This window comes from Streptomyces sp. NPDC003027, from assembly GCF_053591435.1.
This window is the reverse complement of sequence record NZ_JBSFTU010000076.1, coordinates 1-11,721: the sequence shown is the minus strand read 5'-3', so window position 1 is coordinate 11,721 and position 11,721 is coordinate 1. Positions and strand designations below refer to the sequence as shown.

At 72.6% G+C, this 11,721-nt stretch carries 13 protein-coding genes; 9 read left to right on the top strand and 4 right to left on the bottom strand.

Going from position 1 to position 11,721, the window contains the following annotated elements; translation table 11 throughout:
• Positions 1-146: 146 nt before the first annotated feature.
• From ybaK to ACWDX6_RS30365, 4 genes are all read right to left on the bottom strand, one after another.
• Positions 147-653 carry a Cys-tRNA(Pro) deacylase gene (gene ybaK, locus ACWDX6_RS30380; RefSeq protein ID WP_451488087.1) on the bottom strand — a complete coding sequence of 169 codons (507 nt, stop codon included), beginning with the start codon at positions 651-653 and terminating at the stop codon, positions 147-149.
• Between the two features lie 13 nt (positions 654-666).
• A complete protein-coding gene (locus tag ACWDX6_RS30375) occupies positions 667-1,404 on the bottom strand; it encodes an LON peptidase substrate-binding domain-containing protein (protein WP_451488086.1) in 738 nt (245 codons plus the stop codon).
• A gap of 5 nt (positions 1,405-1,409) precedes the next feature.
• Positions 1,410-2,447 carry a hypothetical protein gene (locus tag ACWDX6_RS30370; RefSeq protein WP_451488085.1) on the bottom strand — a complete coding sequence of 346 codons (1,038 nt, stop codon included), beginning with the start codon at positions 2,445-2,447 and terminating at the stop codon, positions 1,410-1,412.
• Between the two features lie 190 nt (positions 2,448-2,637).
• Positions 2,638-4,239 (bottom strand): oxidoreductase, encoded by a 1,602-nt coding sequence (locus ACWDX6_RS30365; protein ID WP_451488084.1) that lies wholly within the window; start codon positions 4,237-4,239, stop codon positions 2,638-2,640.
• A 174-nt stretch (positions 4,240-4,413) separates the two neighbouring features.
• On the opposite strand from ACWDX6_RS30365, the gene hisD reads away from it, so the two are divergent.
• The 9 genes from hisD (at position 4,414) to ACWDX6_RS30320 (ending at position 11,554) form a co-directional block, all read left to right on the top strand.
• Positions 4,414-5,754, top strand: coding sequence for a histidinol dehydrogenase (gene hisD / locus ACWDX6_RS30360; RefSeq protein ID WP_451488083.1), 1,341 nt, complete (start codon positions 4,414-4,416; stop codon positions 5,752-5,754).
• Positions 5,751-6,890, top strand: a complete 1,140-nt coding sequence (locus ACWDX6_RS30355) for a histidinol-phosphate transaminase (RefSeq protein ID WP_451488082.1) — start codon at positions 5,751-5,753, stop codon at positions 6,888-6,890. The genes hisD and ACWDX6_RS30355 overlap by 4 nt, the downstream gene beginning before the upstream one ends.
• Complete coding sequence (gene hisB, locus ACWDX6_RS30350; RefSeq protein WP_158986436.1) at positions 6,887-7,480, top strand: imidazoleglycerol-phosphate dehydratase HisB; 594 nt, start codon at positions 6,887-6,889, stop codon at positions 7,478-7,480. Before ACWDX6_RS30355 ends, hisB begins: the two co-directional genes overlap by 4 nt.
• A gap of 4 nt (positions 7,481-7,484) precedes the next feature.
• Entirely contained in the window at positions 7,485-7,652 is a 168-nt protein-coding gene (locus tag ACWDX6_RS30345) for a hypothetical protein (RefSeq protein ID WP_356888883.1), read from the top strand.
• A gap of 5 nt (positions 7,653-7,657) precedes the next feature.
• Positions 7,658-8,308, top strand: coding sequence for an imidazole glycerol phosphate synthase subunit HisH (gene hisH / locus ACWDX6_RS30340; RefSeq protein ID WP_451488081.1), 651 nt, complete (start codon positions 7,658-7,660; stop codon positions 8,306-8,308).
• A gap of 2 nt (positions 8,309-8,310) precedes the next feature.
• Positions 8,311-9,039: a bifunctional 1-(5-phosphoribosyl)-5-((5-phosphoribosylamino)methylideneamino)imidazole-4-carboxamide isomerase/phosphoribosylanthranilate isomerase PriA gene (gene priA / locus ACWDX6_RS30335; protein WP_451488080.1), complete on the top strand. Its 729-nt coding sequence runs from the start codon at positions 8,311-8,313 to the stop codon at positions 9,037-9,039.
• Complete coding sequence (locus ACWDX6_RS30330; RefSeq protein ID WP_451488079.1) at positions 9,036-9,437, top strand: RidA family protein; 402 nt, start codon at positions 9,036-9,038, stop codon at positions 9,435-9,437. Before priA ends, ACWDX6_RS30330 begins: the two co-directional genes overlap by 4 nt.
• Complete coding sequence (hisF, locus tag ACWDX6_RS30325) at positions 9,434-10,189, top strand: imidazole glycerol phosphate synthase subunit HisF (protein ID WP_451488078.1); 756 nt, start codon at positions 9,434-9,436, stop codon at positions 10,187-10,189. The genes ACWDX6_RS30330 and hisF overlap by 4 nt, the downstream gene beginning before the upstream one ends.
• A gap of 93 nt (positions 10,190-10,282) precedes the next feature.
• Positions 10,283-11,554: an MFS transporter gene (locus ACWDX6_RS30320; protein ID WP_451488077.1), complete on the top strand. Its 1,272-nt coding sequence runs from the start codon at positions 10,283-10,285 to the stop codon at positions 11,552-11,554.
• Positions 11,555-11,721 lie beyond the last annotated feature (167 nt).

Here is an 11,721-nt window from a genome sequence, read left to right as displayed (position 1 = left end):
GGATCATGCCGGGCTCGCGTGCCCTGGCACCGCGCCTCGCCGCGTTGTCGTCGGTCGCCAACGCTCCGCGTTGGCTCCCTCCTCCGCCTTGCGATCCACGGCACCAGACCCCGCTCCCTGATCCGGCCTGATCCAAACGAAAGACCCTAGGCGCGGCCGATCGGGGCCAGGACCGCTGTCGTCAGGGTGGCCAGGTCCGTCGGGGAGAGCTCGACCTCCAGGCCCCGGCGTCCCGCCGAGACGCAGATCGTCGCGTGGGTGGCGGCCGAGGAGTCGAGGACCGTGCGCAGGCGCTTGCGCTGGCCCAGCGGGGAGATGCCGCCGCGGACGTAGCCCGTGGTGCGTTCCGCGGCTGCCGGGTCCGCCATCGCCGCGCGCTTGCCGCCCACCGCCGAGGCCAGCGCCTTGAGGTCCAGCTGGCCCGCGACCGGCACCACGGCGACCGTCAGTTCGCCGTCCACGTCCGCGACCAGGGTCTTGAAGACGCGGTCGGGCGACACGCCCAGCGCATCCGCCGCCTCCTCGCCGTACGAGGGCGACGCCGGGTCGTGGTCGTACGCGTGGAGCGTGAACGGCGTGCCCGCCGCCGTCAGCGCCACCGTCGCCGGGGTCCCGCCGCCCCCGTTGGCCGCCTTCTTCTGCTTCTTCGCCACAGGGGCTCCTCCGTCAGTTGGGGCTGGTCGGCGCCCGCGTCAGCTCGACGGCCGGCAGCGACGGCAGATGCCGCAGTACCGCCGTCTCGGCCCGCAGCAGCGTCAGTTCCTCGCGCAGCCTTGTCGCCGTGTCCGGCGCCTGCAGGAGCCGCTGCTTCGCCGGGGTGTCGAGCACCGCCGCCGCGGCGACCAGGTACGACACCACCGACGGATCGTCCGGCAGCTCACTCGTCGTCAGTGACCGCTCGCGCGCACCGGCGAGCCGCTTCTGGTAGTTCCGGAACGCCCGCAGCACGCCCTCGGCGAGCGTGGCCGCCTCGTCGCCCTGCTCCTCCGGGATCTCCTCGACCTCCGCGACCAGGAACGGCCCGCTCGCGTCGACCGACAGCAGCTTCACCCGGGTCGTCCCCGTCGCCATCACCTCGAAGCTGCCGTTCGCGCGCTCCCGGATCGTCGCCGCGTCGGCGATGCAGCCGACCCGGTGGAACGCCTGGATCGGATCGGAGCCGAAGCCCGCGGCCGGTCCCTTCTCCGGCTGCGCCGTCGGGTCCGGCATGCCCGGTGCGGTCCGCGCGACCTCACGGCCGTCGCGGATCGCCACGACGACGAAGCGGCGCGGCTCCGCCTCGTCGGTCTTCAGCAGCTCGCGCATCATGGCGCGATATCGCTCCTCGAAGACGTTCAGGGGCAGCACGAGGCCTGGGAACAGCACCGCGTTGAGCGGAAAGAGGGGCAGGCGAGCGGTGGTCACAGCGGTCAAGCGTAATGGTCGCGGGGCCCGCCTCGTCCGGCCCGTCCCTGTCCGGCTCCCCGCAGGGGTGTCATACGGGCGACTTCCAGCCGGGCGGCGTCCCGCGCCGCGAGGAACCGGGCGAGCGGATCATCGCCCACCAGCGTCCACGGGAAGGACGTGGCGTACGCCCCCACCCGCCGGAACTCCTCCAGCGCCTCGTCCCACCGCCGGCGCCGCAGCAGGACGTAGACGAGCACGTTGCGGACCTCGGCGGGCCACGGATCGCCGGCCGGATAGTCGGCGGACAGCGTGATCGCCCGGTCCGCCGCCGCGTCGATCCGGTCCTCGTGCGGATGGCCGTGGCCGACCAGGAGCTCGGCGAAGGCGGCCCGGGCGGGCAGCGCCTGGATCAGCGAGCCGGGCAGGGCGTCCTCGGCGGCCTGCTCCGCGAAGTCGAAGCACTCGCGGTGCGAGCCGTACCACTGGGCCGAGAGGTACTTCAGGGCGGCGACATGGCAGCCGTAGTGGTGCGGGGAGCGGCGCACCGCCTGCTCCCACAGCGCCTCGAAGACCGAGTGCCCGGCGTGCGTGCCGCGCGCGTGGTCCAGGGCGAGGCGCCACGGCACCGGATCGCGCGGTGCCGCCTCGGAGGCCGCGTCGATCAGCGGACCCAGCTCGCGCAGTCGCTCGGCGCGGGCCGGCGACTCCCACGCCCTGCGCACCGCCAGCTGTGCCTTGACGAGGAGGGCGTCCGGGTCGCGGGGCGTGGCGGCGAGCCAGTGGCCCAGCCACTCGTCACGGCTGTAGGCGAAGGTGGCCAGTCGGGCGACGTACCGGTCACGGTTCTCCCATTCGGCGGCCTCCCGGGTGGTGGCGAGGAGCCTGGCCGCCGGCTCGGGGTCCGCCAGGGCGGCGGCGACCAGCGCGGGGGCGAGCCGTTCGTCCGGCACGTCGAGCAGCACGTCGTCGTCCGGTGGCAGGGCGGCGGTGAGCCGGGGAGCGTGCCGGACGAGTCGGGCGGTGCCGATCAGGGCGCGGAGCAATGACATGGTGCGGACCATTGAAAACCGCAGGTGAGGGCGGCGCCAGTGGAGAGCTGTGAAGCTTTGGTAGCGGCGGGAAAGTTGTCCTGACCGAGGTCAAGACCGGGTAAAGAAAGAGGCGGGATTCGCTGGGATCCGCTGGAAGCGCGCTCCGCACGCCCCGCCCGCGCCCCCCGGCACCGCCCCCGCTCGCGCCCCCGACACCGCTCTAGCCCCGCCTCAGCAGCCTCGACGCCCCCGCCGCCACCGTCGTCGCCAGGACCCACCCCAGCAGGATCAGCACGGTCGAGACCCACTGCCAGGCGCCCTCCAGCCGCCAGTAGCCGTCCTGGCCCAGGTTGATCACCGGCAGCAGCAGATCGAGCGCGTACAGCGTGGCGTTCCACCGAGGGGACTCGTCCCCCTTCAGCGGCACCGGTTGGTAGCGCGAGAACGCCACCGCGCCGGCCGCCCACAGCACCGCCATCCACAGCGCCGCCCGGCCCGGGCGGTAGCCGTACGCCACCGTCCAGTCCTGGAGGTAGCCCCACAGCTTGCCGGCCACCGGCAGCGTCTCCCGGCGTCTGCGCTGCTTGGCGAGCAGTACCTCCCGGGCGTCCGCGTCCTCCCCGCTGGCCCGCAGCACCGTCGCCAGCCGTTCGTACGGCTCCGGGGCGTACTCCGGGGTCGCCGCCGCCACCCACTCGAGCCGCCGGGCCAGGGGGAAGTGGCCGTACGGCACCAGGTTCTCGTAGACGAAACCGTTGATCGCGAGCCCGCCGGGCCCCGGCCAGCTGGTCGACAGGTCGATCAGGGTCACGATCTTGGCGCCGTTGAGCACCACCCGCCCCTCCTCCGGGCGCTCGCCGTTGAACCGCAGCTCCGGCGTGACGATCCGGCGCAGCGACACCTCCTCGCGGTGCGCCCCGTTCAGCACGAAGCGGGCGTAGTGCAGGTCCACCGCGTCCCCGAACCGCCCGTCGTCGAGCCGCACCCCGCCATGGCACTCGACCGGCTTGCGCCGCGCCCCCCGCACCGGTGTGTACCCGATGCCGTACGGCGGAGTGGCCGTGGCGTTCCCCGTGGAGTCGTACACCCAGGCCGCGTTCAGATACAGCGAGCGCTCCACCGTCAGCTGCGGCGCGTTCAGCGCCCGCCGCTCCTGCGCCCCGCGCAGCACACTGCCCCGCAGGCTGAGCGAGACGCCCACCTTCGCGCCGCGCAGACTCAGCTCGCCATGCGTCTCGATCAGCTCGGCCTGCAGGTCCTGCGCCACCACGAGACCGTCCGCGGTGATCGCCCGGCCCTGCCGGTCGGGCCACACCTGGATCTGGTTGATCAGCAGATCCGTGCCGATCTGCGCGTCGGTGAGCCGGATGCCCCGCTCCACCCGGCAGCGCGGCAGATGGAGGTCGCCCGCGGTGTGCAGCCGCGCCGCCTCCAGGCGCGGAATCGCGCACTCCACCATCCGCAGCGTCCCGAAGTGCGCCTCGGGCAGCACGATCTCGCTGTCGAAACGGCAGCGGTTCAGCTCCACGTACGGACCTATCGTCCCGCCCGCGAGGTTCAGCGCCCCCGTGATCCGCACCCCCCGCAGCTTGAGCGCCGCGACCCGCCCCGACCGGGCCGCCGGGCCGTCGAGCAGCAGCAGAGCCACCACCTCGGCGCGCACACTGCGCTCGTCCCCCCAGGGATGCGATCCGAACGGATCGTCCCGTACCGCGTCGCCGTCGCTCATGTCGCATGTCCCGCCCACCCGGAACGCCCACCACATGGACCGCTCCGGGCCCGTGAGACCGTCCGGCATACCGTCCTCGTGCGGCTCAGTCACTGCCGCCCCCTCGCTTTCCACGAACCCGTTTCCCTGGATTCGTACAGCCGTTCTTCCCGCTGAGTGACGGACTGAACGCTAACGGTCAGCTGTGGCGACAAGACGCCAGTGTGGCTCGTATCAGCCAGTGATACGGGCGACCGGCGCCTGTGGGGCGTCTGAGAGAATTGACCCGTGATCTCTCGAATCGATCTGCGCGGCGACGCCCTCCCCGAGGGTGGCGCCCTGCGCGACCTGCTGCCCCGTGCCGAGTTCGACGTGGAAGCCGCCCTGGAGAAGGTGCGGCCGATCTGCGAGGACGTACGGCATCATGGCGCGGCCGCGGTGATCGACTACGGGGAGAAGTTCGACGGCGTACGCGTCACCGACCTGCGGGTCCCCGCGGAGACGATCGCCCGCGCCCTCGACGAGCTCGACCCGGCGGTCCGGGCGGCCCTGGAGGAGTCCATCCGCCGGGCCAGGATCGTCCACCGCGAGCAGCGCCGCACCACCCACACCACGCAGGTCGTGCCCGGCGGCACGGTCACCGAGAAGTGGGTCCCGGTCGAGCGCGTGGGCCTCTACGTCCCCGGCGGCCGCTCCGTGTACCCCTCGTCCGTCGTCATGAACGTCGTCCCCGCCCAGGAGGCCGGCGTCGAGGGCGTCGCCATCGCGTCGCCGCCGCAGAAGGAGTTCGGGGGCCTGCCGCACCCGACGATCCTCGCCGCGTGCGCGCTGCTCGGCGTCGACGAGGTGTACGCCGCGGGCGGCGCCCAGGCCATCGCCATGTTCGCCTACGGCACCGAGGCCACCGAGGACGCGCCCGGCTGCGCCCCCGTCAACCTCGTCACCGGCCCCGGCAACATCTACGTCGCCGCCGCCAAGCGCCTCCTCAAGGGCCGGATCGGCATCGACGCCGAGGCCGGGCCGACCGAGATCGCGATCCTCGCGGACTCCACCGCCGACCCGGTGCACGTCGCCGCCGACCTGATCAGCCAGGCCGAGCACGACCCGATGGCCGCCGCCGTCCTCGTCACCGACTCCGAGGAGCTCGCCGCCGCCACCGAGGCCGAGCTCGAGACCCAGGTCGCCGCCTCCAAGCACATCGACGACCGGATCGTGCCGGCTCTGGCCGGAAAGCAGTCGGCGATCGTCCTCGTCCGCGACCTGGAGGACGGCCTCAAGGTCGTCGACGCGTACGGCGCCGAGCACCTGGAGATCCAGACCGCCGACGCCGCCGCGCGCGCCGACCGCGTCCGCAACGCCGGCGCGATCTTCGTCGGGCCCTGGGCCCCCGTCTCCCTCGGCGACTACTGCGCCGGCTCCAACCACGTGCTGCCCACCGGCGGCTGCGCCTGCCACTCCTCGGGCCTGTCCGTGCAGTCCTTCCTGCGCGGCATCCACGTCGTGGACTACACCCGCGACGCGCTCGCCGAGGTCACCCACCACGTGGTGACCCTCGCCGAGGCCGAGGACCTGCCCGCGCACGGCGCCGCGCTCAAGGCCCGGTTCGGCTGGAAGGTTCCGACGGAATGACGGACATCCGCAACCCCTCCGTGTCCCCCTGGGACGAACTCCCCATCCGCGACGAGCTGCGCGGCAAGTCCCCGTACGGCGCGCCCCAGCTCGACGTCCCCGTCCAGCTGAACACCAACGAGAACCCCTACCCGCTGCCCGAGCCCCTCGTGGCCCGGATCGCCGAGCGGGTCGCCGAGGCCGCCCGCGGCCTCAACCGCTACCCCGACCGGGACGCCGTCGAGCTGCGCACCGAGCTCGCCCGCTACCTCACCCGTACCGGAAAGCACCCGGTCTCCGTCGAGAACGTATGGGCCGCCAACGGCTCCAACGAGGTCCTCCAGCAGCTGCTGCAGACCTTCGGCGGCCCCGGCCGTACGGCCATCGGCTTCGAACCCTCGTACTCGATGCACGCGCTCATCGCCCGCGGCACCGGCACCGGCTGGATCTCCGGACCGCGCGGCGACGACTTCACCATCGACGTCGAGGCGGCCGAGAAGGCGATCGCCGAACACCGGCCGGACGTCGTCTTCATCACCTCGCCCAACAACCCCACGGGCACGGCGGTCGAGGCCGGGACCGTCCTCGCGCTGTACGAAGCCGCCCAGGCCGCCAAGCCCTCGCTCGTCGTGGTCGACGAGGCGTATGTGGAATTCAGCCACCGCGACTCGCTGCTGCCGCTGATCGAGGGCCGGCCGAACCTGGTCGTCTCCCGCACCATGTCCAAGGCCTTCGGCGCCGCCGGACTGCGCCTGGGCTATCTCGCCGCCCACCCCGCCGTGGTCGACGCCGTACAGCTCGTACGCCTGCCGTACCACCTGTCCGCCGTCACCCAGGCCACCGCCCTGGCCGCCCTGGAGCACACCGACACGCTCCTCGGCTACGTCGAGCAGCTCAAGACCGAGCGCGACCGCCTGGTCGCCGAACTGCGGGCCATCGGCTTCGACGTCACCGAGTCCGACGCCAACTTCGTCCAGTTCGGCCGCTTCGACGGAGCCGAAGGCTCCCACGCGGCCTGGCAGAAGATCCTCGACCGGGGCGTCCTGGTCCGGGACAACGGCGTACCGGGCTGGCTGCGGGTCACCGCCGGCACCCCCGAAGAGAACGACGCGTTCCTCGATGCGGTTCGCGCACTGAAGAAGGAGCAGAGCTCATGAGCCGCGTAGGACGGGTCGAGCGCACCACCAAGGAGACCTCCGTCGTCGTCGAGATCGACCTCGACGGCACCGGCAAGGTCGACGTCGCCACCGGCGTCGGCTTCTACGACCACATGCTCGACCAGCTCGGCCGCCACGGTCTGTTCGACCTCACGGTCAAGACCGACGGCGACCTGCACATCGACTCGCACCACACCATCGAGGACACCGCCCTCGCGCTGGGCGCCGCCTTCAAGCAGGCCCTCGGCGACAAGGTCGGCATCTACCGCTTCGGCAACTGCACCGTCCCCCTGGACGAGTCGCTGGCCCAGGTGACCGTCGACCTCTCCGGCCGCCCCTACCTCGTGCACACCGAGCCCGAGAACATGGCGCCGATGATCGGCTCCTACGACACGACGATGACCCGGCACATCTTCGAGTCCTTCGTCGCACAGGCCCAGATCGCGCTGCACATCCACGTGCCGTACGGCCGCAACGCCCACCACATCGTGGAGTGCCAGTTCAAGGCGCTGGCCCGGGCCCTGCGCTACGCCTCCGAGCGCGACCCGCGCGCGGCCGGCATCCTGCCCTCCACGAAGGGCGCGCTCTAATCACATGACCGGCCTCTCCACCATCCTCATCGTCGTCGGGCTCTTCCTCGCCGGCGGTGTGTACTCCTTCGTCAAGCAGAAGATGCCCAAGGGCCTCATCGTGCTGGTGACCATCGCGTCCGTGATGTGCCTGGTCGCCGGGGTCCTTCGGATTCAGGGAATCTGGGAATGAGCGGCATGAGCACTGCGAGCACCTCCAAGAAGGTCGTCGTCTTCGACTACGGCTTCGGCAACGTCCGCTCCGCGGAGCGGGCCCTCGCCCGGGTCGGCGCCGACGTCGAGATCACCCGCGACTACGACAAGGCGATGAACGCCGACGGACTCCTCGTCCCCGGCGTCGGAGCCTTCTCCGCCTGCATGAAGGGCCTCAAGGAGGCCCGCGGCGAGTGGATCGTCGACCGCCGGCTCTCCGGCGGCCGCCCCGTCATGGGCATCTGCGTCGGCATGCAGATCCTCTTCGCCCGGGGCATCGAGCACGGCGTGGAGACCGAGGGACTCGACGAGTGGCCCGGCACGGTCGAGCCGCTGAAGGCCCCCGTCGTCCCCCACATGGGCTGGAACACCGTCGACGCCCCCGAGGACAGCCGGCTGTTCGCGGGCCTCGACGCCGACGCCCGGTTCTACTTCGTGCACTCCTACGCGGTACGCGAGTGGAACCTGGAGATCGGCAACCCCAACATCCGCGCACCCAAGGTCACCTGGGCCACCCACGGCGAACCCTTCGTCGCGGCCGTCGAGAACGGCGCCCTGTGGGCCACCCAGTTCCACCCCGAGAAGTCCGGCGACGCCGGCGCCCAGCTCCTCACCAATTGGATCGAGACCCTCTGATCATGGCTCAGAAGCTTGAACTCCTCCCCGCCGTCGACGTCCGCGACGGCCAGGCCGTCCGCCTCGTGCACGGCGAGTCCGGTACGGAGACCTCCTACGGCTCCCCGCTGGAGGCGGCCCTCGCCTGGCAGCGCTCCGGCGCCGAGTGGCTGCACCTGGTCGACCTCGACGCCGCCTTCGGCACCGGCGACAACCGCGAGCTGATCGCCGAGGTCGCCCGCGCCATGGACATCAAGGTCGAGCTGTCGGGCGGCATCCGCGACGACGCCTCGCTCGCCGCCGCCCTGGCCACCGGCTGCACCCGCGTCAACCTGGGCACCGCCGCCCTGGAGACCCCCGAGTGGGTCGCCAAGGTCATCGCCGAGCACGGCGACAAGATCGCCGTCGGCCTCGACGTGCGCGGCACCACCCTGCGGGGCCGCGGCTGGACCCGCGACGGCGGCGACCTCTACGAGACGCTGGCCCGCCTCGACTCCGAGGGCTGCGCCCGCTACGTCGTCACCGACATCGCCAAGGACGGCACGCTCCAGGGCCCCAACCTGGAGCTGCTGCGCAACGTGTGCGCCGCCACCGACAAGCCGGTCGTCGCCTCCGGGGGAGTCTCCTCCCTGGACGACCTGCGCGCCCTGTCCGCGCTCGTCCCCGAGGGCGTGGAGGGCGCGATCGTCGGCAAGGCGCTGTACGCCAAGGCGTTCACCCTCGAGGAGGCGCTGGAGGCGGTGGCGTCGTGACCTCCGAGGTCCGCAAGGTGGTGACCGGCGCTCCCTGGGAGGAGCAGTTCGGCTACTCCCGCGCGGTGGAGCTGCCGAACGGCCTGGTCCTGGTCTCCGGCTGCACCTCCATCGTCGACGGCCAGATCGCCGGCGGAGGCCCCTACGAGCAGACCGTCAACGCCTTCAACGTCGCCTTCGAGGCGCTGAAGCGGCTCGGTCTGGGCGCGCAGGACGTCGTACGGACCCGGATGTACCTCACGCACGCCCGGGACGTGGACGATGTCGGCCGCGCGCACAAGGAACTGTTCGACGCGGTCCGTCCGGCCGCGTCCATGATCATTGTCTCCGGCTTCGTCGACCCGAGCCTGGTCGTCGAGGTCGAGGTCGAGGCATACCGAGGGGGTGAGACGGCATGAGCCTCGCCGTACGAGTGATTCCCTGCCTGGACGTGGACAACGGCCGGGTCGTCAAGGGTGTCAACTTCCAGAACCTGCGCGACGCGGGCGACCCCGTCGAGATGGCCAAGCTGTACGACGCCGAAGGCGCCGACGAGCTGACCTTCCTCGACATCACCGCCTCCTCGGGCGACCGGGAGACGACCTATGACGTGGTGCGCCGCACCGCCGAGCAGGTCTTCATCCCGCTCACGGTGGGCGGTGGCGTCCGGTCGGCGGGCGACGTCGACAAGCTGCTGCGGGCCGGCGCCGACAAGGTCGGCGTGAACACCGCGGCCATCGCCCGGCCCGAGCTGATCCAGGAGATCGCGGAGCGCTTCGGCCGCCAGGTCCTCGTCCTCTCGGTCGACGCCCGGCGCACCGCGTCCGGCTCGTTCGAGGTCACCACGCACGGCGGCCGCAAGGGCACCGGCATCGACGCCGTCGAGTGGGCCCACCGGGCCGCCGAGCTGGGTGCGGGCGAGATCCTGCTCAACTCGATGGACGCCGACGGCACCAAGGACGGCTACGACACCGAGATGATCGCCGCCGTGCGCAAGCACGTGACCGTGCCGGTGATCGCGAGCGGTGGCGCGGGCAAGCTCTCCGACTTCCCGCCGGCCATCGCGGCGGGTGCGGACGCGGTGCTCGCGGCCTCCGTCTTCCACTTCGGCGATCTGCGGATCTCGCAGGTCAAGGACGCGCTACGGGAGGCCGGCGAGCTGGTTCGCTGAGCCGCCGGGAGAAGGGGCCCCCACGCGGGGGCCCTTTCTCGCGGTCTTCGGACGAACGCGCAGTCCGCCCCTCTCCGAGAAAGCGACCCAGCCGTGCAGGTCAGCGAGACGTCCGGCACCGTCCCTCGCACCGCGGTGGAGCGGCCCGCCTACCGCGATCCGAACGTCCTGCGCTGGCTCGCCGCCTACGGCGCGTCCACCATCGGCGACAGCGTCTACTTCCTGGCCCTCTCCTGGGCCGCCGTACGCGGCGGAAGCCCCGCGCAGGCCGGACTCGTCCTCGCCGTCAGCGCCGTGCCGCGCGCCCTGCTCATGCTCGGTGGGGGAGTGATCGCCGACCGTTTCGGCCCGCACCGGGTCGTCGTCGTCTCCGACGCGGTCCGTGCCCTGATCGTCCTGGGGGTGGCGGCCCTGCTGTTCACCACCGCTCCCGGCCTGTGGCCGCTCGCGGCCGTCGCCGTCGTCTTCGGCATCGTGGACGCCATGTTCATGCCCGCCGTGGGCGCCCTGCCGCCCCGGATCGCCCCGCCCGGCCAGCTCACCCGCATCCAGGGCATGCGCGGCCTCGCGCACCGGTCCTCGCTCGTCCTCGGCGCCCCGCTCGGCGGCCTCGCGGTCGCCCTCGGCGGGCCGGCCGCCGCGTTCGGCGCGGCCGGGCTGCTCTTCGCGGTCTCGCTGCCGCTGCTCCTGACCCTGCGCGTCGCCCCGCTGCCCACCGACGGCGAACGGACCGAGGGCACCCCGTGGCGGGATCTCGCCGACGGGCTCCGCTACATCCGCCGCCACCGGGTCCTCGGCCCGCTGATGATCGTCATCGCCCTGAGCGACCTCGGCTTCGTCGGCCCTCTCAACGTCGGCCTCGCCCTGCTCGCCGACGCGCGCGGCTGGGGCGCCGCCGGCATCGGCTGGGTCCTCGCAGGCTTCGGCGTGGGCGCCGGAGCGGCCTCGCTGCTGCTGACCGTACGGGGCCGCGTTCCGCGCGCCGGGGCCGTCATGGCCTGGACGATCACGCTCGCCGCGGGCTCCATCGCCGCCCTCGCGTACGTACCGCACCTCCCCGTGGCGGTGGCCGTCTCCCTCGCGATCGGGCTCCTCGCCGGGCTCAGCGGCTCCCTGTGCGGGGCGCTCACCCAGACGGCCTGCGACCCCGCCTACCTGGGCCGGGTCACCTCCGTCTCGCACTTCTTCAGCCTCGGCGTGGCCCCGCTGACCTTCCCTCTCACCGGCGCGGCGGTCGGCTTGTGGGGGCCCGGCCCGGTCTTCGCGGCCAGCGCCGCGCTCTGCGCGGCGGGCGGCGTGTACGGCCTGCTCACCCCGGCCCTGCGCCGCGCGGAACTGCCCCACGCGGGTGCGCGGACACCCTGACCGGACCGCGGGCGGGGCGAGCGTGCGGCCGGCGGCGTGGGGAGGCCTGCGCCCAGGCCCCCCGGCACGCCCCCTAGGGCCTCTCGTTTGGATCATGCCGGGCTCGCGTGCCCTGGCACCGCGCCTCGCCGCGTTGTCGTCGGTCGCCAACGCTCCGCGTTGACTCC

Excerpts from the sequence above, each read along its gene's own strand:
- ACWDX6_RS30370 (WP_451488085.1), bottom strand. The coding sequence starts at position 2,447 with ATGGTCCGCACCATGTCATTGCTCCGCGCCCTGATCGGCACCGCCCGA.
- ACWDX6_RS30355 (WP_451488082.1), top strand. The coding sequence starts at position 5,751 with ATGACGGACATCCGCAACCCCTCCGTGTCCCCCTGGGACGAACTCCCC.
- hisB (WP_158986436.1), top strand. The coding sequence starts at position 6,887 with ATGAGCCGCGTAGGACGGGTCGAGCGCACCACCAAGGAGACCTCCGTC.
- ACWDX6_RS30345 (WP_356888883.1), top strand. The coding sequence starts at position 7,485 with ATGACCGGCCTCTCCACCATCCTCATCGTCGTCGGGCTCTTCCTCGCC.
- hisH (WP_451488081.1), top strand. The coding sequence starts at position 7,658 with ATGAGCACTGCGAGCACCTCCAAGAAGGTCGTCGTCTTCGACTACGGC.
- priA (WP_451488080.1), top strand. The coding sequence starts at position 8,311 with ATGGCTCAGAAGCTTGAACTCCTCCCCGCCGTCGACGTCCGCGACGGC.
- hisF (WP_451488078.1), top strand. The coding sequence starts at position 9,434 with ATGAGCCTCGCCGTACGAGTGATTCCCTGCCTGGACGTGGACAACGGC.